Source organism: Streptomyces sp. NPDC000151, from assembly GCF_040301705.1.
Taxonomy (GTDB): Bacteria; Actinomycetota; Actinomycetes; order Streptomycetales; family Streptomycetaceae; genus Streptomyces.
Window position 1 is genome coordinate 1 of the sequence record NZ_JBEPFC010000047.1, and the last position, 19,016, is coordinate 19,016.

The 19,016-nt window shown below is 72.2% G+C and carries 15 protein-coding genes and 1 pseudogene; 6 read left to right on the forward strand and 10 right to left on the reverse strand.

Annotated features, from left to right (window positions below; all coding sequences use genetic code 11):
- Nucleotides 1-724 precede the first annotated feature (724 nt).
- Nucleotides 725-1,717, forward strand: coding sequence for a tryptophan--tRNA ligase (trpS, locus tag ABT381_RS15895; protein ID WP_351593638.1), 993 nt, complete (start codon nucleotides 725-727; stop codon nucleotides 1,715-1,717).
- Between the two features lie 39 nt (nucleotides 1,718-1,756).
- On the opposite strand, the gene proC is transcribed toward trpS, so the two are convergent.
- The 4 genes and pseudogenes from proC to ABT381_RS15915 form a co-directional block, all read right to left on the reverse strand.
- On the reverse strand, nucleotides 1,757-2,566 hold the full coding sequence (gene proC / locus ABT381_RS15900) for a pyrroline-5-carboxylate reductase (RefSeq protein ID WP_351593640.1): 810 nt from the start codon (nucleotides 2,564-2,566) through the stop codon (nucleotides 1,757-1,759).
- A 129-nt stretch (nucleotides 2,567-2,695) separates the two neighbouring features.
- Entirely contained in the window at nucleotides 2,696-3,697 is a 1,002-nt protein-coding gene (locus tag ABT381_RS15905; protein WP_351593643.1) for a helix-turn-helix domain-containing protein, read from the reverse strand.
- 159 nt (nucleotides 3,698-3,856) lie between these two features.
- The gene (locus ABT381_RS15910; RefSeq protein WP_467754751.1) at nucleotides 3,857-4,699 is read right to left on the reverse strand and encodes an ABC transporter permease; all 843 of its coding nucleotides are present in this window, start codon (nucleotides 4,697-4,699) and stop codon (nucleotides 3,857-3,859) included.
- A gap of 153 nt (nucleotides 4,700-4,852) precedes the next feature.
- Nucleotides 4,853-5,656 (reverse strand): annotated as a pseudogene (locus ABT381_RS15915) (ABC transporter ATP-binding protein); the annotation flags it as partial.
- A 301-nt stretch (nucleotides 5,657-5,957) separates the two neighbouring features.
- On the opposite strand from ABT381_RS15915, the gene ABT381_RS15920 reads away from it, so the two are divergent.
- The 3 genes from ABT381_RS15920 (at nucleotide 5,958) to ABT381_RS15930 (ending at nucleotide 9,881) form a co-directional block, all read left to right on the forward strand.
- Complete coding sequence (locus tag ABT381_RS15920) at nucleotides 5,958-6,383, forward strand: hypothetical protein (protein ID WP_351593645.1); 426 nt, start codon at nucleotides 5,958-5,960, stop codon at nucleotides 6,381-6,383.
- 245 nt (nucleotides 6,384-6,628) lie between these two features.
- Complete coding sequence (locus tag ABT381_RS15925; RefSeq protein WP_351593648.1) at nucleotides 6,629-8,302, forward strand: SulP family inorganic anion transporter; 1,674 nt, start codon at nucleotides 6,629-6,631, stop codon at nucleotides 8,300-8,302.
- Between the two features lie 157 nt (nucleotides 8,303-8,459).
- Complete coding sequence (locus ABT381_RS15930; protein WP_351593651.1) at nucleotides 8,460-9,881, forward strand: M1 family metallopeptidase; 1,422 nt, start codon at nucleotides 8,460-8,462, stop codon at nucleotides 9,879-9,881.
- A 10-nt stretch (nucleotides 9,882-9,891) separates the two neighbouring features.
- Here the strand turns inward: ABT381_RS15930 and ABT381_RS15935 are convergent, their stop codons facing one another.
- Both ABT381_RS15935 and ABT381_RS15940 read right to left on the reverse strand, forming a co-directional pair.
- Nucleotides 9,892-10,464, reverse strand: coding sequence for a hypothetical protein (locus tag ABT381_RS15935; RefSeq protein WP_351593654.1), 573 nt, complete (start codon nucleotides 10,462-10,464; stop codon nucleotides 9,892-9,894).
- 53 nt (nucleotides 10,465-10,517) lie between these two features.
- On the reverse strand, nucleotides 10,518-10,829 hold the full coding sequence (locus ABT381_RS15940) for a hypothetical protein (RefSeq protein ID WP_351593657.1): 312 nt from the start codon (nucleotides 10,827-10,829) through the stop codon (nucleotides 10,518-10,520).
- Nucleotides 10,830-11,039: 210 nt separating this feature from the next.
- Here ABT381_RS15940 and ABT381_RS15945 point away from each other — a divergent pair, with 210 nt between their 5' ends.
- On the forward strand, nucleotides 11,040-13,418 hold the full coding sequence (locus ABT381_RS15945; protein WP_467754742.1) for a serine/threonine-protein kinase: 2,379 nt from the start codon (nucleotides 11,040-11,042) through the stop codon (nucleotides 13,416-13,418).
- Between the two features lie 58 nt (nucleotides 13,419-13,476).
- On the opposite strand, the gene ilvD is transcribed toward ABT381_RS15945, so the two are convergent.
- From ilvD to ABT381_RS15965, 4 genes are all read right to left on the reverse strand, one after another.
- Nucleotides 13,477-15,327: a dihydroxy-acid dehydratase gene (gene ilvD / locus ABT381_RS15950; protein ID WP_351593662.1), complete on the reverse strand. Its 1,851-nt coding sequence runs from the start codon at nucleotides 15,325-15,327 to the stop codon at nucleotides 13,477-13,479.
- A 151-nt stretch (nucleotides 15,328-15,478) separates the two neighbouring features.
- Nucleotides 15,479-16,114, reverse strand: a complete 636-nt coding sequence (locus tag ABT381_RS15955) for a TetR/AcrR family transcriptional regulator (protein WP_351593664.1) — start codon at nucleotides 16,112-16,114, stop codon at nucleotides 15,479-15,481.
- Nucleotides 16,111-16,935, reverse strand: coding sequence for a sugar phosphate isomerase/epimerase family protein (locus tag ABT381_RS15960; RefSeq protein ID WP_211266484.1), 825 nt, complete (start codon nucleotides 16,933-16,935; stop codon nucleotides 16,111-16,113). The genes ABT381_RS15955 and ABT381_RS15960 overlap by 4 nt, the downstream gene beginning before the upstream one ends.
- A 147-nt stretch (nucleotides 16,936-17,082) precedes the next feature.
- The gene (locus ABT381_RS15965) at nucleotides 17,083-18,036 is read right to left on the reverse strand and encodes a Ppx/GppA family phosphatase (protein WP_351593666.1); all 954 of its coding nucleotides are present in this window, start codon (nucleotides 18,034-18,036) and stop codon (nucleotides 17,083-17,085) included.
- Nucleotides 18,037-18,081: 45 nt separating this feature from the next.
- On the opposite strand from ABT381_RS15965, the gene ABT381_RS15970 reads away from it, so the two are divergent.
- Nucleotides 18,082-18,957 carry a DUF3109 family protein gene (locus tag ABT381_RS15970; RefSeq protein WP_351593668.1) on the forward strand — a complete coding sequence of 292 codons (876 nt, stop codon included), beginning with the start codon at nucleotides 18,082-18,084 and terminating at the stop codon, nucleotides 18,955-18,957.
- The last annotated feature ends 59 nt before the right edge of the window (nucleotides 18,958-19,016 follow it).

Consider the following 19,016-nt stretch of genomic DNA (forward strand, 5'->3'; position numbering starts at 1 on the left):
CGCTTCCCTTCGGTCTTGCGTTTCCGACTCTATCAGATCCTTGCGGGCCCGATTTTCGCCGGTGCGTTTCGGCCTTTCGGCTTCTTCGCGGTTCCGATCTTACCAGATCCTTTTCAGTGATCCGGCCCCCTGTCGGAGCGGGGTTGCTTTCCGGTCCGGCCCTTTCGGGCTTTCCCTTCCGGCGAGTCCGACTCTATCAGATCCTCATTCTTTCCGTGCTTCTCGAAAGTCGCAGTCGGTCCGAATTCGTTTCCGATCCCCGTCGGCGGGGTTTTTCGCGCCTTCCGGCGTGTCCACTACTTTAGCGGTTTTCGCTGCCGGTTCATAATCGAGCCGGTCGGTCGAATTTCGGCATGCCGAAATTGTTCCCGAAGGAAGGCCGTGCAGTAATGGGTTGCCGCCGGTGCGGCGCGAGTGGCTGCCAGGAGTCGGTGACCCCGTGGCAACTCGGAGGACACTACACGAGGCCCTGGGTTCGTTCAAACCCGCTCCTGGAGGCGGTCCGGGGCGTAGCGTAGGGGCCATGCATACGCGTGCGCTCGTACAGCAGTGGTGGCCCGCCTGACGGCGGCCGACCACAGCGCATGCATGATCACGGCCGCCGCCTCCGGCGGCCGTTCGCGTTTCTCCCTCCCGCAGCCGGCCGGTCGGTTCGGTGCGGCGGTCTCCATAGAAGCGAGCGACTGACAGGTCGCGAGCGACCGAGCAGGTAAGGGGACCGGAAATGACGCGGATCTTCAGTGGTGTGCAGCCGACGGGGCACCTGACGCTGGGCAATTACCTCGGCGCGATGCGGCGCTGGGCGGCGGAGGACCAGTACCGGGCGGACGCGCTGTTCTGCGTGGTCGACCTGCACGCGCTGACCGTCGACCACGATCCGGCACGGGTGCGGCGGCTCAGCCGGCAGGCGGCGACGTTGCTGCTGGCCACCGGGCTGGATCCGGAGCGGTGCACGGTGTTCGTGCAGAGCCAGGTCGATGAGCACACGCGGCTGGCGTACCTGATGGAGTGCACGGCCACGGACGGCGAGATGCGGCGCATGATCCAGTACAAGGAGAAGGCGGCACGGGAGCGTGAGCGGGGCGGGAGCGTGCGGCTGTCGCTGCTGACGTACCCGACGCTGATGGCCGCGGACATCCTGGCGTACGGGACGGATGAGGTGCCTGTGGGTGAGGACCAGGCACAGCACGTGGAGCTCACGCGGGATCTGGCAGTCCGGTTCAACCAGCGGTACGGGCAGACGTTCGTGGTGCCGAGGACGACGCTGCCGGCGGTGGCGGCGCGGGTGATGGATCTGCAGGAGCCGACGAAGAAGATGGGGAAGTCGCAGGCCCGTACGGCGGGGATCGTCTATCTGCTCGATGAGCCGGAGGCGGTGCGCAAGAAGGTGATGCGGGCCGTCACGGACGCGGGCAGCGATGTCGTGTACGACCGGGAGGAGCGGCCCGGGGTCGCGAATCTGCTGGATGTGCTGGCGGCGTGTACGGGTGGGGAGCCGCGGCGGCTGGCGGAGGAGTACGACTCGTACGGGGCGTTGAAGAAGGACACCGCGGAGGCGGTGGTGGAGACGCTGCGGCCGGTGCGGGAGCGGCATGCGGAGCTGGCGGCGGATGCGTCTTATGTGGACGGGGTGCTGCGGGACGGGGCCGAGCGGGCGCGGGGGATGGCTCGGCCTCGCGTCGATGCCGCGTATCGGGCGGTGGGGTTGCTGGCGTAGCCGTGGGGCGGCACCCCGCCGTGGGGTGCCGCCGGATGCTCAGCCGTTGCCCGAGGCCAGTTCGCGGCTGCGGTCTCGGGCCGCTTCGAGGGCGGCGATGAGGGCGGCGCGTACGCCGTGGTTCTCCAGCTCGCGGATGGCGTTGATGGTGGTGCCGGCCGGCGAGGTGACGTTCTCGCGCAGCTTGACCGGGTGCTCGCCGCTGTCGCGGAGCATCACGGCGGCGCCGATGGCGGCCTGCACGATCAGGTCGTGCGCCTTGTCGCGCGGCAGGCCGAGGAGGATGCCGGCGTCGGTCATGGCCTCGACGAGGAAGTAGAAGTAGGCCGGGCCCGAGCCGGAGAGGGCGGTGGCCGCGTCCTGCTGGGACTCGGGGACGCGGAGCGTCTTGCCGACGCCGCCGAAGATCTCCTCGGCGTGCACGAGGTGCTCGTCGGTGGCGTGCGTACCGGCGGAGATGACGGACATGGCCTCGTCGACGAGGGCGGGGGTGTTCGTCATGACCCGGACCACCGGCGTGTTCGCGGCCAGCCGCTCCTCGAAGAAGGAGGTCGGGATGCCGGCGGCGCCGCTGATGACCAGGCGGTCGGCGGGGACGTGCGGGGCGAGCTCGTCCAGGAGCGTGCCCATGTCCTGCGGCTTGACCGTGAGGATGAGCGTGTCGGCGCCCTTGGCGGCCTCGGCGTTGCTGACGGCCTCGACCCCGTACTTCTCGCGGAGCTGGGCGGCGCGCTCGGGGCGTCGGGCGGTGACCAGGAGGTCGGACGGGGACCAGCCACCGCGGATCATGCCGCTGAGGAGGGCTTCGCCGATCTTTCCTGTACCGAGTACTGCGACCTTCTGGGTCATGGTGCGGTTCACCTCTACGCTGCGCCGGGCCTGGGCCTTGTCCGTACGGTCATCGTCGCATCGGGCGGGGCGGGCGTGCGGGGGTGTTCCACGTTGTGGGCGAGTGGCCGGCCGGCGAAGGAGCCGTGGTTACGGGGAGCGGGCCTCGGTGATGCGGAAGAGCTGGTTCTTTTTGGGGGCGCAGGGGGTGAGTACGGCTTCGGCGTCCGGCGCGGCTTCGGCGTCCGGCGCGGCTTCCGCGGCTCCGGGCGCGGCGGGGACATTGGCGGTGGGGACGTTGATGGTCAGGCAGCGGTGGGTGGCCTCCGCGCGGAAGCGGACGGCGTGGGTGGTGCTGTCCTGGGGCGGGGCGGGCTCGATGTGGAGGCGGGTGGCCGCGGCGCAGTCGTTCTGGGGTTCGAGCAGGCCGGCGGCGAGGCCTTCGGAGCGCGCTGCGAGGCAGCCCTTGCCCTGTTCGGGGCGGAACCATTCGATCCGGTACAGCCCGTCGCCCGCCGGGATCAGCCTGGTCCGCTGCGCTGCCGCCTTGTCGCACGTTCGCTGCACGGCCACGAGGGAGTCGTACCGGCCGTCCGGGACGTGCCCGTCGGTCAGGCACAGGTCCGGTGCGCTCAGTGGGTGGACGCGTACGGGGCCGGTGGGGAGGGGCGGGGCGGCGTGCGGGGAGCGCTCGGCCGAGGGCGAGGCCGACAACCAGACGGCGGCGGCGATGGCGGCGGTCAGCAGGGCCGCGAGAGTCAGGAGGGCGGGGGTTCTTCGTGCTCCGCGCCACGCGGTGAGGCGACGGGGTCTCGGGGACGGTGGCTCCGGTGGGGACGGCGGTTCCGGTGGGCGTGGCGAGCCGGTCCGGGAGCGCTCGGCGAGCAGGGCTCGGGCCCGGGTCCACTCCGCGGCCCGGTCGCCTTCCCCGCAGGCCCGGACGAAGGCGGCCAGCAGTTCGGGGCGCGGCAGGGAACGGCCGGTCAGCGCGTTGGCCAGGGTGCTGCGCGGCAGCAGTTCGCCCTGGCCCGCGGCCTTCTCCTCCAGCTGGCGGTAGGTCAGGCCGGACCGTTCCTTCAGGCGCCGCATCGCCTCGATGAACTCGGCCGCGTCCTGCGCCTCGTACGGCGCTGAGCCCTCCCCATTCCCCATGGCGTCATAGTGCCCGGCAGATGACGACTGGCCAATGGTTACGTCTGGTCCCTCTTGTTCCGTCGGCCTCTCCGGGTCGCTCCGTCGCTGATCCTGCCGGGGCCGGTCCCGGCGCGTACGCGGGTCCCCGGCCCACTGGGGGGGGAGGTGGGCCGGGGATCAGCGCGTCCGGCGGCGGAGGGTGGCGGCGCCCAGGGAGAGCACCAGGAGGGCGCAGCCGGTGACGATCGCGGCGTCGCGGAAGAAGGCGGTGGTGGCGTCGGAATGGCGGAGTACTTCATTCATGGCGTCGACCGCGTACGACATCGGGAGAGCGTCGGAAAGGCCGGAGAGCACCGGCTGCATTTCGTCTCGTGGGGTGAAGAGGCCGCACAGCAGGATTTGCGGCATCAACACCGCCGGCATGAATTGGACGGCCTGGAATTCGGAGGCGGCGAAGGCCGAGACGAAGAGGCCGAGGGCGGTACCGAGGAGGGCGTCCAGGACGGCCACCAGGAGCAGGAGCCAGGGGGAGCCGGTGACGTCCAGGTCCAGCAGCCATACGGACAGGGCAGTGGCGAGCGCCGACTGGACGACGGCGAGCAGGCCGAAGGCGAGGGCGTAACCGGCGATCAGGTCGGTCTTGCCGAGCGGCATGGCGAGGAGGCGTTCGAGCGTGCCCGAGGTGCGTTCGCGCAGGGTGGCGATGGAGGTCACCAGAAACATCGTGATCATCGGGAAGATGCCGAGGAGCGAGGCGCCGGTGGCGTCGAACGTGCGGGGGCTGCCGTCGAAGACGTAGCGGAGCAGGGTGATCATCGCGCACGGGACGACGAGCATGAGGGCGATGGTGCGGGGGTCGTGGCGGAGCTGGCGGAGGACGCGGGTGGTGGTGGGCGTTGGCGCGGGGCGGGGGCGGTGTGCTGCGCGGTCGGGGTGCGCTGCGGGGGCGGGGCGTGCTGCGCCGTCGGGGTGCGGGTGGGTGGGGTCGGCGTCCCGCCGTGGGGGTGCCGCTGTGCCCACCCGTGCCGCCCTGGCGGCACGATTGCCCACAGCTGGGTGGGTGGGAGAGGCGGAGGTGGCGCGATTGCCCACAGCTGGGTGGGTGGGAAAGGCGGAGGCGGCACGGTTGCCCACAGCGGGGGCAGGGTGGGTGGGAGCGTCGCTGCCCACAGCTAGGGCTGAGTCGACCAGGTGCAGGAACGCCGCCTCGACTGTTGGGGTCTGGGTGCGGGTGGTCAGTTCGTCCGGAGTGCCATCCGCCAGGATGTGGCCCTCGCGCATGAGGAGGAGGCGGTCGCAGCGTTCGGCCTCGTCCATGACGTGGGACGAGACGAGGAGCGTCACGCCGCGGTCGGCGGCGAGCGTGTGGAAGAGGCGCCACAGGTCGCGGCGGAGCACGGGGTCGAGGCCGACGGTCGGCTCGTCCAGTACCAGCAGTTCCGGGTCGCCGAGGAGCGCGACCGCGAGGGAGACGCGGCTGCGCTGACCGCCGGAGAGGTTCCCGGCGAGTACGTCGGCGTGTGAGGCCAGCGCCACGTCGTCGATGGCGCGGTCGACGGCCGCCCGGCGCGCCGCGCGGGCGGTCCGCCCGGGGTGCAGGATCTCGGCGAAGTACGCGAGGTTCTGCCGGACGGTGAGGTCGTCGTACACGGACGGGGACTGGGTCACGTAACCGATCCGGGGCCGCAGCGACGCCTCGCCCGCGGGCCGGCCGAGGACGTCGAGCGCGCCGGTGACGTGTGCCTGGGTGCCGGCGATGGCGCGCATGAGCGTGGACTTGCCGCAGCCGGAGGGGCCCAGGAGGCCGGTGACCTGGCCGCGCGGGACATCGAAGGCGAGCGCGTCCAGGACCGTCCGGCCGCCGCGGACCACCGAGAGTCCGCGGGCGCGTACAGCGGGGGGAGCCGGGACGCCGGTCTCCCCGGCCTCGGCGGCCTCCCTCGCCTTACCGGTCTCACCGGACGCGTAATTCATCATGTGTTGAATATGCGTCCGGCCGGAACTAGGCGTCAAGCCCCCATCCGAAGGGAACCTGCCGTGCGAGGTGGGCGTTCGATAAAGGTGCACGTTGTGTCACGAGGCGGTGCCGCCGGGTGTCCGGAGGGCCCGGCGTGTGGCGGTTCGGGGCGTGCTCCCGGCGGTCGCCGGAGCGAACGGAGGAGATCGTTCCCCTCCGATAACTCGGCGTTAACCTGACGGTTACACGCCGACTTGCCCCGGGGCAGCCGCCTTTGGACACAATGGAATCGACTGTCCACGGGCGCCGGAGGAGGCGACGATGGGGAAGCCGGGTACCGCGATACGCCCTGCCCTGGCGATACTCATTGCCGCACTGCTGGCCCTGCTGACCACGGCCGGCTTCGCGTTCGCCGAGCCCGCCCAGAGCGGCGGGACGCACGCGGCCTCGCCCGCGAACGGCGGCTCCCTGCCCGCCGCGCCCCCCACCCCCGCCGCCGAGCCCGAGCACACCGCCATGAAGGGCGGCGGCGAGGGCGAGATAGGTCCCGAGACCGCTCACCTCCGGCGGGCCGTCCGCATCTCTGCCGGACCGCCCACTCCCCCCGATCCGCGTGCCCTGTGCGTGTGCTGCCGCACGGCCCCGGTGGACGATCACGAGCCGACCGTTCCGCTCACCCGCGCGCACGCCAAATCACTGCAGAGAACCGGTCAAATACCCCTCACTCTCTGCGTTTTCCGCTGCTGAGAGATGTCCACGGGCTTTCCCCCTGCCCGCGCACCGCACCACACGGGCGTACGTCGCCACGCAACGGCCGACCGGAACCGACTGCTGTCCGAAACCGACTGCTGACCGGAACCGGCTGCTGACCGCTACCGGTACCGGCCGCTGACCGGCGTACGCACGCCCGCTCGTACGGATCCAGCCATCCATCCGCAACAGCTCCCGCCGGCAGTACGCGCTGCCGCCGGGTACCAGCTGGAGGCATCCTCATGCGCAGTTTCGTCGAACGGATCTTCAACTCCCGTCTCGGTCCCCCGGGCGCCGCCGCGCCGCCGGGCTCCCCCGAGGCCCCGCGCCGCACCTTCCGCGCGGACTTCACCGCCTCGATCGTCGTCTTCCTCGTCGCCGTACCGCTCTGCGTCGGCGTCGCCGTGGCCTCCGGTGTACCCGCCGAACTCGGCCTGGTCACCGGCATCGTGGGCGGTCTGCTCACCGGCTTCCTGCCCGGCAGCAGCCTCCAGGTCAGCGGCCCGGCCGCAGGCCTGACCGTGCTCGTCTACGAGGCGGTGAAGGAGTACGGCGTCGGCGCGCTCGGCATCCTCGTCCTCGTCGCCGGCCTGCTCCAACTGGCCATGGGCGCGCTCAAGCTCGGCCGGTGGTTCCGCGCGATCTCCGTCGCGGTGGTGCAGGGCATGCTCGCCGGCATCGGCCTGGTGCTGATCGCGGGTCAGGTGTACGCCCTCGCGGACGCGAAGGCACCCGGCAGCGGCCTCGCCAACCTGGGCGGACTGCCCGACCTGTTCATCGACACGGTCGGCTCGAACTCGGCCCTGGCCGCGCTGGCAATCGGCGTCGGCACGATCGCCATCCTCGTCCTGTGGCCCCGCTGGAAGAAGGGCGCGAAGATTCTGCCCGCGCCGCTCGCCGCGGTCGCCCTCGCCACGCTCGCGGTCTTCGCGTTCGACCTGCCGGTCGCCCGCGTCGAGGTACAGGGGCTGCTGGACGCCATCCAGCCGCCGGGCGCCGACGACTTCGCGCGCGTCGCGGAGTTCGGCGTCATCGGTACGGTGCTCGCCTTCACGCTCATCGCGTCCGCCGAGTCGCTGTTCAGCGCGGCGGCCGTGGACCGGCTGCACGACGGGCCGAAGACGGACTACGACAAGGAGCTGATGGCCCAGGGCGCGGGCAACGCGGTCTGCGGTGTGCTCGGCGCGCTGCCGATGACCGCGGTCATCGTGCGCAGCTCCGCCAATGTGTCGGCCGGCGCGAAGACCAAGCTCTCCCGCATCCTGCACGGCGTCTGGCTGCTGGTGTTCGCGGCGGCCTTCCCGGCCGCGCTGGGCGTCATCCCGGTGGCGGCGCTGGCCGGTGTCCTGGTGCACGCGGGCTGGAAGCTGATGCCGCTGAAGGAGATCCGCCCGCTGTGGCGCGAACACCGTGGCGAGGCCGTCGTGCTCGCGACGACCGCCATCGCCATCGTGGTCACCAACATGTTCGAAGGCGTCCTGATCGGTCTCCTCATGGCGGTCGCGAAGACCGCCTGGGAAACCTCGCATGTGCACCTGGAGGTGTCCGGCGACGGCGTCGACGAGGGTCCCGGCAGCCAGACCCACAGCCTCGTGGTGGCCAAGTCGGTGCAGGGCGGCAGTTCCGTCGCCGCCCCGGTACTCGACGAAGCGGAGCCCGCGACCGCCACCGCGGCGGGACCGGTCCGCGTACGCGCCGTCGGCAACGCCACCTTCCTGCGGCTGCCGCGCCTCCTCGACCAGTTGGAGGCGCTGCCCGCCGACCGCGAGATCCAGCTCGACCTCTCGGGTCTGCGCCACCTCGACCACGCCTGCGAGGCGGCGCTCCTCGGCTGGGCCGAGCAGCGTCGCCGTGAGCTCACCGAACCGGCCGGTGTGAGCATCGACCATATGCCGGTGCGCGGGGCCGTCTCCTGACCCGCCACCGCTGAAGCAGGGCCCTCGACGGCCCTCGTCCTGGGCACATCCCCCTGGTGGCGGAACAGCTTCCCGTCCCCAGGGGGATACAGGAATCCGTATGACCCCATAAGGTCAGCGCGATCTCTCCTGTCCCCCACACCCCCCAGGACTCCCCGTGAAACGCCGGCCCCTGCGCGCCTGTGGCGCGACCGCCGCACTGTCCGTGGCCCTTCTGCTGTCCGCCTGCACCCACGACCTCGCGGCCGGCCCGGCGGGCACCTCGGCCGTGGACGGCCGGGACACCCTCGGCGACCCGCTCTTCCCCGCCCTCGGCAACGGCGGCTACGACGTACGCCATTACGCGCTCGGCCTGGACTACGACGTCCGGCAGGGCAGCCTCGACGCCACGGCTCGCCTCACCGCGACGGCACGGCAGCGGCTGGCCTCCTTCTCCCTCGACCTGCACGGCCTGAAGGTGAAGAGCGTTCAAGTCAACGGCAAGCGGGCGAAGTTCTCCCGCCGTGGCGACAAGCTGCGGGTCCGGCCGGCGAGCGCGCTGCCGAAGGGACGTACCTTCCGCACGGCGATCGCGTACGAGGGGCACCCGACGGACTTCGCCGACCCCGACGGGTCGAAGGAGGGCTGGGTGCGCACGGCGGACGGGGCGTTCGTCGTGGGCGAGCCGGCCGGGTCGCAGACCTGGTTCCCCGGCAATCACCACCCGAGCGACAAGGCCACGTACGACATCGCGGTCACCGTCCCCAAGGGCTACACCGCCGTCGCCAACGGCGAGTTGAAGGACAGCGAGGAGACGGAGGACGGGGCGAGGACCTTCCGCTGGCACAGCGGGGAGCCGATGGCGTCCTACCTCGCGACCGCCACCGTCGGGAAGTTCCGCGTGCAGACCGGCCGTACGAAGCAGGGCGTGCCGCTGTACGTGGCGGTGGACCCGAAGGAGGCGAAGAAGAGCGCCGGGCCGCTCGCACGCCTGCCGGAGATCGTGACCTGGGAGAGCAAGGTCTTCGGGCCCTACCCCTTCTCCTCCGTCGGGGCCATCGTCGACCACCCGCCCCGGAGCATCGACTACGCCCTGGAGACGCAGACCAAGCCGATCTACTCCGGCGCCCCCGACGAGGCGACCGTGGTGCACGAGACGGCGCACCAGTGGTTCGGCGACTCGGTGACGCCGAAGACCTGGCAGGACATCTGGCTCAACGAGGGCTTCGCGACCTACGCGGAGTGGCTGTGGGCCGAGCGGACCGGCGGCAGGACGCCGCAGGAGCAGTTCGACGCGCACTACCGGCTGCCCGCGGGCGATCCGCTGTGGGACTTCCCGCCCGGCCGCCCGGGCAAGGCCGCGAACGTGATGGACACGCCGGTGTACGAGCGCGGCGCGATGGTCCTCCAGCAGCTGCGGAACGCGGTGGGCGACCGGACGTTCTTCCGCATCCTGAAGGGGTGGCCCGCCGCGCACCGGCACGGCAACGCCGGCTCGAAGGACTTCATCGCCTTCTGCGAGCAGCACGCGCACAAGGATCTGACGGGACTGTTCGACGCCTGGCTGTACGGGGAGGGGAAGCCGGGCCGGACGTACTGACGCCGGCCGGTCAGCGGCGCTTCTTCCCCTTGCCGCCGGCCTTGGTCCCGCCCTTCGCGCCGCCCTTGCGGGCCGCGGGGTTGCCCGTACGGGCGGTGCGCCGGCGGGCGTGCCGCTCGCGGGCCGCCTCGTACTCCGCGCGGTGCAGCTTCTCGCCGGGCGCCTCGACGAGCGCGCGGCAGAAGTACGCCAGCAGCGAGCCGATGAAACCGATCAGCATCAGGCTCTGCGCGGACTTCTCGGCGCCCGAAATGTCACGGCCGGCCGCCCGGTCGGCGGCCGGTTCGCGGCGCCGGACGAACCCCTCCCACGTGCGGCGGAAGGCGAGCACGCTGCACACCGCGAAGCAGACCACGATCAGGACGTTCACCAGCGAGCCGACCTCGGCGACGGCCAGGCCCTCGAACGCGAAGCGCAGGACGAAGGCGCCGAGCGCGGCGAGCACGAGCGCGCCGAGGGCCACGCCCGCGCGGCGCAGCGCGTAGCCGCCGTCGTGGTGGACCCAGGTCGTGCCGAAGAACCGGATGGCGACCGGCTCGGGACCGGCCGGCTCGACGGCCGCGCGCGTGTGCTCCTCGCTCATGCCGTCGATTATCCCCGGCAGCCCCTCGGGCGGGCCCGCGCCCCGTCCGGCGGTCAGCTCGCGCAGCGCTGTGCGACGAAGCCGTCGCTCCCGGTCTTCACGTACGCGTCCGAGACGTACTCGCCGCTGCCGATGCAGTCCCAGATGTCGCTGCTGCCGTACGGGCCGCTGACCTGCTCGCCGTGGCGCTGGCAGCGGATGGGGACCGAGGAGTCGGCCGGGAGGGTGCGGACGACCGCGGCGTTGGTGCTCGGGCCGCTGCGGACGTTGAGGCGGTAGCCCGGCGCGACGGGATAGCTGCGGTAGGCCGCGACGGTGCCGGCCGCTTCGGCCGCGCTGTCGGCGGTGTTCTCCTGTGTGCTCATGGCGCACTCCCCCGTGGAATGTCGTGTGAATGTCCGCGGCCGGCGGCCGGGGCCGATTTCCGGCCTTCCGCGCCGCACCGCGCGACGGCTCGAACGAGGTTCAGGCTAGCAAGCCGCGCCGGGCCGTAACCGGCGTCCGCCGGGCATCCACTAGGCTCCGAGCATCGCATCTGCGGCCGATTGCGCGGCCGAATACACGGGGGTGGGGAGATGCCGCCGCTGCGGAGTTCCGGCGCCGGACCGGAAGCGGAACATCCGGAATACGCGGGGAACTACCGGCTGGAAATGCCGCTCGGTGCCGGCGGTATGGGCGTGGTGCACCTGGCGCGTTCGGCGTCCGGGCTGCGGCTCGCGGTGAAGGTCGTGCACGCGGAATTCGCCCAGGACCCGGAGTTCCGGGGCCGGTTCCGGCAGGAGGTGGCGGCCGCGCGGCGGGTCAGCGGGGCTTTCACGGCGCCGGTCGTGGACGCCGATCCCGACAGTGAGCGGCCCTGGATGGCGACGCTCTACATTCCCGGCCCCACGCTTTCCGCGCATGTGAAGCGGAAGGGCCCGCTGCCCCTGGACGAGGTACGGAAACTGGGCGCCGGACTGGCGGAAGCACTGCGCGACATCCACCGCGCCGGCGTGGTGCACCGCGATCTGAAGCCGAGCAATGTCCTGCTGGCGGCGGACGGCCCGAAAGTCATCGATTTCGGTATTTCGCGACCGTCCGACAGCGAAATGCGGACGGAAACCGGCAAATTGATCGGGACGCCGCCTTTCATGGCGCCCGAACAGTTCCAGCGGCCCCGGGAAGTCGGCCCGGCGGCGGATGTCTTCGCGCTGGGTTCGGTACTGGTGCACGCGGCGACCGGGAGCGGCCCTTTCGATTCGGAGAGCCCGTACCTCGTCGCGTACCAGGTCGTCCACGACGAGGCGGACCTCGCGGGCGTGCCGGAGGAGCTGGCGCCGCTGCTGCGCAGCTGCCTCGCGAAGGACCCGGCGGACCGCCCGACGCCGAGCCAGCTGATGGCCCGGCTCCGCGTCGACCTCCCGACGGAGCTGTACCTGGAGCCGCTGTACGAGCCGATGGCGGCCGCGCGCGCGGCGCCCGCCACCGAGGCCGGACCTGGCGCCGGGCCCGCCACGGACCCGTCCTTCGGGCCGGACTCGCTCCTGGAGCCGGACTCGACCCTCGACGCGCCGGAGTCGCGGGTGTCCCCGGCCCCGTCGTCTGCCGCGTCCCCCGCCCTGCCCGCGCCGTACATACCGCTCCAGCGCGGGCCCGCCGAGGCCGTGCCCACCCACGTCCGGGTCCACGTACCGGCCGGGCCGTCGGCGCCCGCGGGCCCGGCGAAGGCTCCCGCGCCCCGCCGCGCGCGCCGTTGGGCGGTCTGGGCGGCGGTCGCGGCGGTCCTCGTCGCCGGGGGCGGCTTCCTGGGCGTACGGGCGCTGCTCCCGGAGGACGGTCCGGTGCGGCACTCCGGCGGTACGGAGGCGGCGGAGCCCTTCCACCCCTGGCGCACCGCCCTGCTCGAACGTTCCGCCGACCACCCGGCCGAGATGCCGTTCTGCTCCTTCGCGCCGCGCACCGCGCCGTCGGCCGCGGCCCCCGCGCCCGCCCTCTTCTGTGCCCAGCGCGGCGTGCGGGCCGCGCGCGTGGACCCCGAGCACGGCGCCGTGCAGTGGCGGCTGCCCGCCGGGCCCGCGACCGGCGCCGACCTGCCACCGGCCGCGCCCGTGTTCTCCGGCGGCCTGCTGTACGCGCTGTCCGCCGACGGCCGGCGGCTGGACGCCTTCGACCCGGCGGCGGACGGCAAGGGCGCCCGGCGCTGGAGCCGGGACGTCTCCGCGTACCACGGGCAGGTCGCCGTCGTGGGCGACGCCGTGCTGCTCACGGCGGCGGACGGCACGGTCACCGCGCTGGACAGCCGGACGCACGAGCAGCGGTGGCGCCGCGCGTTCCCGGGACACGCGCTGCCCCGCTTCCAGGCGTACGGGACGGGCGGCGGCACCGCGTACGCGGCCACCGTGCAGGACGGCGGTCGCACCCTCGTCACGGCGATCGGCCTCGCGCACGGCACCGTGCGGTGGGAGCGGCGGCTGCCCGGGACGCTCACCCCGGTGGGCCTGGGCAGCGGCGGCGCGCTCTTCCTGACCTCGGCCGCGCAGGACTCCCGTACGAAGGCGGTGGTGCGGTACGCCCCCGGCAGCGGCGCGGTGCGTACGTACCGGCTGGCGGCGCCGCTGGACGACGCGCTCGCGGCGGTCCGGGGCGACACGGTCTACCTGCTCGCCTATGGGGGCACGCTGCAGGCCGTCGGCGCGCGGACGTGGCAGGTCGAGACGTCGGTCAGCCGCGGCTCGCAGCCGGTGGTGGCCGGCGACCGGCTGTACTTCAGCGCGGCCGACGGGCGGCTGCTGGCCGTGGACACCCGGCACGGGGCGATGCTGGGGCAGACGAAGCCGCGGCTGGCCACGGGGCGCGGCGGCTTCCTGGAAACGCTGCCGACGCCGGCGGTGGACCCGGCCGGGCGGCGGGTCTTCGCCGCGGCGCCGGACGGCACGGTCTTCGGAGTGGACGCGGAGGACCCCGGCCGCTGGTAGCGGGCCGGGGTCCTCGTCGTCGCTGTGAGAGCGGTGGTCAGCCGCTGCGGGAGCGGTGTCAGCCGAGCTTGCTGATGTCGCGGACCGCGCCCTTGTCGGCGCTGGTGGCCATCGCCGCGTAGGCGCGCAGCGCCTGCGAGACCTTGCGCTCGCGGTTCTTCGGCGCGTACACGCCGCCCAGCGCCTCGCGGCGGGCGGCCAGCTCCTCGTCACCGACCAGCAGCTCGATCGAGCGGCCCGGGATGTCGATGCGGATCCGGTCGCCGTTCTCGACCAGCGCGATCGTGCCGCCGCCGGCCGCCTCGGGCGAGGCGTGGCCGATGGAGAGACCGGACGTACCGCCGGAGAAGCGGCCGTCGGTGATCAGCGCGCAGGTCTTCCCCAGGCCCCGGCCCTTGAGGTACGAGGTCGGGTAGAGCATCTCCTGCATGCCGGGGCCGCCCTTGGGGCCCTCGTAGCGGATGACGACCACGTCGCCGTCCGTGATCTCCTTCATCAGGATCTTCTGGACGGCCTCTTCCTGGGACTCGCAGACCACGGCCGGGCCCTCGAACTTCCAGATGGACTCGTCCACGCCCGCGGTCTTCACGACACAGCCGTCGACCGCCAGATTGCCCTTGAGGACCGCGAGCCCGCCGTCCTTGGAGTACGCGTGCTCGGCCGAGCGGATGCAGCCGCCCTCGGCGTCCTCGTCCAGCGCCGCCCAGCGCTCGGACTGGGAGAACGCCTCGGCGGAGCGGACGCAGCCGGGGGCCGCGTGCCACAGCTCGATGGCCTCCGGGGAGGGCGAACCGCCGCGCACGTCCCAGGTCTTGAGCCAGTCGGCGAGCGACGGGCTGTGCACGGAGTGCACGCCCTCGTTGAGCAGACCGGCGCGGTGCAGCTCGCCGAGGAGGGCCGGGATGCCGCCTGCGCGGTGCACGTCCTCCATGTAGTACGTGCGGTCCTTCGCGACGTTCGGCGCGACCTTGGCCAGGCACGGGACGCGGCGCGAGACGGCGTCGATCGCCTCCAGGCCGAAGGGGACGTCCCCCTCCTGGGCGGCGGCCAGCAGGTGCAGGATGGTGTTCGTCGAGCCGCCCATGGCGATGTCGAGGGCCATGGCGTTCTCGAAGGCGTCGAACGTGGCGATGTTGCGCGGCAGGACCGACTCGTCGCCGCCCTCGTAGTACCGCTTGGCGATCTCCACGACCGTACGGCCGGCGTTCTCGTACAGCGCCTTGCGGGCGGTGTGCGTGGCCAGCACCGAGCCGTTGCCGGGCAGCGAGAGGCCGATGGCCTCGGTCAGGCAGTTCATCGAGTTGGCGGTGAACATGCCGGAGCAGGAGCCGCAGGTCGGGCAGGCGTTCTCCTCGATACGGAGCATGTCCGCGTCGGAGATCTTCTCGTTGACGGCGTCCGACATCGCGTCGACCAGGTCGAGGGTGCGGACCGTGCCGTCGACGAGGGTCGCGCGGCCGGACTCCATCGGGCCGCCGGAGACGAAGACGGTCGGGATGTTGAGCCGCAGGGCGGCGTTCAGCATGCCCGGGGTGATCTTGTCGCAGTTGGAGATGCAGATCAGGGCGTCGGCGCAGTGGGCCTCGACCATGTACTCCACGGAGTCCGCGATCAGGTCGCGGGACGGGAGGGAGTACAGCATGCCGCCGTGGCCCATCGCGATGCCGTCGTCGACCGCGATGGTGTTGAACTCGCGCGGGACCGCCCCCGCCGCCTTGATGGCCTCGCTCACGATCCGGCCGACCGGCTGGAGGTGGGTGTGGCCCGGCACGAACTCGGTGAAGGAGTTGGCGACCGCGATGATCGGCTTGCCGATGTCCTCGCTCGCTACGCCCGACGCCCGCATAAGGGCACGGGCGCCCGCCATGTTGCGGCCGTGGGTAACGGTGCGGGACCTCAGCTCAGGCACGATGGTCACTCCCTTGGGATCGTCTGCGGCACGCGGCTGCGGACGCATTCCGCGCCACGTATCACCTGATCCCGAGATTACGCTGTCGATCCAAGATCCGGACAGCGCCTCCAGATTATGAGACATCTGCCCGCACTACGGACGCACGCGCTCACGCCTCCGCGAGGTACCGCTGGAGCGTCGGCGCGACCATCCGGACGATGTCCTCGGGATCGGCCGAGGCCAGCGGCTCGACCTGGACGACGTACCGCAGCATCGCGATGCCGACCAGATGGGAGGCGGCCAGCTCGGCCCGGAAGCGCGGCTCCGGCACCGCCAGCTCCGCCGCCACCCGCTCCAGCATCCGCCGCAGCACGAAGCCGCGCAGCACCTTCGCGGCGGTCTCGTGGGTCATCGCCGAGCGGATGACGGCGAGCAGCGGGGCGCGGGTGGCGGGGTTCTCCCAGATGCCGAGGAAGTACCGCGCGAACCGCTCGCCGATGCCGTCGGCGCCCGGCGCGAGCAGATCGGGCAGGTGCAGCGCGGGCTGCTCCATGGTGATCTCGATGGCCGCGCCGAAGACCTGCTCCTTCGTACCGAAGTAGTGGTGCACCAGCGCCGGGTCCACCTGCGCCGCCTTGGCGATGCCGCGGATGGACGTCTTGTCGTAGCCGCGTTCGGCGAATTCCGTACGGGCCGCGGCGAGAATCCGCTCCCGCGCGCCGGGTCCCGCGGTGCCCTCCGTACGGGCGGGGCGGCCACGCCGCCTCGGAGCAGCCCCGGAACCTTCCGTCCCGGGCGCGCTCACGACCCGTACACCCGGTTCGGCGAGGCGAGGTGCAGGCGCGTGAAGGCGAGGGCCTCGGCGAGGTCGGCCTCGCGTTCGGCGGCGGACATCGCCCGGCGGGTGTTGACCTCGATGACGATGTGCCCGTCGTAGCCGGTGGCGGCCAGCCGCTCCAGCAGCTCGGCGCACGGCTGCTTGCCGCGCCCCGGGACCAGGTGCTCGTCCTTGTTGGAGCCGTTGCCGTCGGCGAGGTGGATGTGGGCGAGCCGGTCGCCCATCCGGTCCACCATGTGCAGGGCGTCGCTCCGGGCGGTCGAGGTGTGCGACAGGTCGACCGTGAAGTGCCGGTAGTCGTCCTTGGTGGGGTCCCAGTCCGGCGCGTACGCCAGCATCTCGCGGTCGCGGTACCGCCAGGGGTACATGTTCTCGACGGCGAACTTCACGTCCGTCTCGCCCTCCATGCGCCAGATTCCGCGCACGAAGTCCCGGGCGTAGTTGCGCTGCCATCGGAACGGCGGATGCACCACGACCGTGGAGGCGCCGAGCTTCTCGGCGGCGTTGCGGGCGCGCTGGAGCTTGGTCCACGGGTCGGTGGACCACACGCGCTGCGTGATCAGCAGACACGGCGCGTGGATGGCCAGCACCGGCACGCCGTGGTAGTCGGACAGCCGGCGCAGCGCCTCGATGTCCTGGCTGACCGGATCGGTCCAGACCATGACTTCGATTCCGTCGTACCCCAGGCGCGCGGCGATCTCGAAGGCCGTCGCGGTCGACTCCGGATACACCGATGCCGTGGACAGGGCGACCTTCGCATCCGGGATGCGCACCACTGGCTCCGTCACGAGGGACAGGGTACGGGGCCGCGCGGGGCGCGGGGGAGCGGGCCGCCATTGGGGGTGCCCCTGTCGCAGCGTGGGCGGCCGCGGCGCCGTCCTGGTTGCTCGCGCAGTTCCCCGCGCCCCTGACGGGATCGCCCTTCGGGCTCACCCTCAGGCCGCGTCGCCCCCCGACTCACCGTTCGGCAAATGGTCCAGCCGTCGCAGGATGACGCCCTCGCGCAGCGCCCACGGGCAGATCTCCAGCTCGTCCACGCCGAAGAGGTCCATCGCCGCCTCCGCGACCAGGGCACCGGCCAGCAGCTGGCGGGACCGGCCCTCGGAGACCCCGGGCAGCTCGGCGCGCTTCTCCGCCGTCATCGTGGCCAGCTGCGGCACCCACTCCTCCAGCGCCTTCCGGCTCAGCCCGCGCTGCACGTACAGGCCCTCCGCCGAGCGGGCCGCGCCCGCCAGCCTGGCCAGCTGCTTGAACGTCTTGGACGAGGCCACCACGTGGTCCGGCGTACCGAAGCGTGTGAAGTCGCTCACCACGCGCCCGATGTCGGCCCGTACGCGGCGGCGCAGCGCCCGTACGTCCTCCGGGTCCGGCGGGTCGCCGGGCAGGTCGGTGTTGGTCAGCCGGCCGGCGCCGAGCGGCAGCGAGACCGCCGCGTCCGGGTCCTCGTCCAGGCCGTACGCGATCTCCAGCGAGCCGCCGCCGATGTCCAGGAGCAGCAGCCGCCCGGCGGACCAGCCGAACCAGCGGCGGGCCGCGAGGAAGGTGAGCCGCGCCTCGTCCTCGCCGGAGAGGACCCGCAGCGTGACGCCGGTCTCCTCGGCGACGCGGGCCAGCACGTCCTCGCCGTTGGGTGCCTCACGTATGGCCGAGGTCGCGAACGGCAGCACGTCCTCGACGCCCTTGTCCTCCGCGACCCGCACCGCCTCACGGACCGTCGCGACGAGCCGGTCGACGCCCGGACCTGCGACGTTCCCGTCCTCGTCGAGGAGTTCGGCCAGCCGCAGTTCCGCCTTGTGGGAGTAGGCGGGCAGCGGGCGCGCGCCGGGGTGCGCGTCCACCACCAGTAGGTGGACCGTATTCGAACCCACATCGAGGACACCGAGTCTCATACTCAGAAAGCTACTGCGGCCACGCCGCGCCTTTACGCTGGGGAGGTGGCGAAGACGAAAAAGGCGAAGCAGGAAAAGGCCCGCAAAAAGATGGAAAAGCAACAAGCGCGCGGGGCGGCGTCCGACGAGGTGACCGACGAGGTCGGCCTCGACTTCGCCCGCGCCTGGGTCACGTTCCCCGACCCGGCCGACGACGAGCAGATCTTCCGGTGCGACCTGACCTGGCTCACCTCCCGCTGGAACTGTGTGTTCGGCGGCGGCTGCCAGGGCATCGAGGCGGGCCGCGCCGACGACGGCTGCTGCACGCTCGGCGCGCACTTCTCCGACGAGGAGGACGAGCAGCGGGTCGCCGAGCACGTGGCGCGGCTCACGCCGGACATCTGGCAGTTCCACGACGTGGGCACGACGACCGGCTGGGTCGAGGAGGACGAGGACGACGGCGAGCGCCAGACGCGCCGCTGGAAGGGCTCCTGCATCTTCCAGAACCGCCCCGGCTTCGCCGGCGGCGCCGGCTGCTCCCTGCACATCCTGGCCCTCCAGGACGGCCGCGAGCCCCTCGAAACCAAGCCGGACGTCTGCTGGCAGCTGCCGGTCCGCCGCACGTACGACTGGATCGACCGCCCCGACGACACCCGCGTGCTCCAGATCACCATCGGCGAGTACGACCGCCGCGGCTGGGGCCCCGGCGGCCACGACCTGAACTGGTGGTGCACATCGGCGACGTCCGCGCATGGCGCGTCCCGCGCCGTGTATCAGTCGTACGCGCCGGAGCTCATCGAGCTGATGGGCAAGGAGGGGTACGACCGCCTCGCAGAACTCTGCGAGGAACGCCTGGCAACGGAGACCCCGATGGCCCCGCACCCGGCGGACCCGGTACTGCTGCCGATGCCGGTGGTACGCGACAGCTCCAGCCAGTCCTGAGGCCCCACCCCAGCCCGTCCTGAGCCCCACCCAGCCCGTCCGGCGTTTGAGGACCGGGG

Bases quoted from the DNA above. Each gene is read 5' to 3' on its own strand.
- trpS (WP_351593638.1), top strand. From the start codon at position 725: ATGACGCGGATCTTCAGTGGTGTGCAGCCGACGGGGCACCTGACGCTG.
- proC (WP_351593640.1), bottom strand. From the start codon at position 2,566: ATGACCCAGAAGGTCGCAGTACTCGGTACAGGAAAGATCGGCGAAGCC.
- ABT381_RS15905 (WP_351593643.1), bottom strand. From the start codon at position 3,697: ATGGGGAATGGGGAGGGCTCAGCGCCGTACGAGGCGCAGGACGCGGCC.
- ABT381_RS15920 (WP_351593645.1), top strand. From the start codon at position 5,958: ATGGGGAAGCCGGGTACCGCGATACGCCCTGCCCTGGCGATACTCATT.
- ABT381_RS15925 (WP_351593648.1), top strand. From the start codon at position 6,629: ATGCGCAGTTTCGTCGAACGGATCTTCAACTCCCGTCTCGGTCCCCCG.
- ABT381_RS15935 (WP_351593654.1), bottom strand. From the start codon at position 10,464: ATGAGCGAGGAGCACACGCGCGCGGCCGTCGAGCCGGCCGGTCCCGAG.
- ABT381_RS15940 (WP_351593657.1), bottom strand. From the start codon at position 10,829: ATGAGCACACAGGAGAACACCGCCGACAGCGCGGCCGAAGCGGCCGGC.
- ABT381_RS15945 (WP_467754742.1), top strand. From the start codon at position 11,040: ATGCCGCCGCTGCGGAGTTCCGGCGCCGGACCGGAAGCGGAACATCCG.
- ABT381_RS15965 (WP_351593666.1), bottom strand. From the start codon at position 18,036: ATGAGACTCGGTGTCCTCGATGTGGGTTCGAATACGGTCCACCTACTG.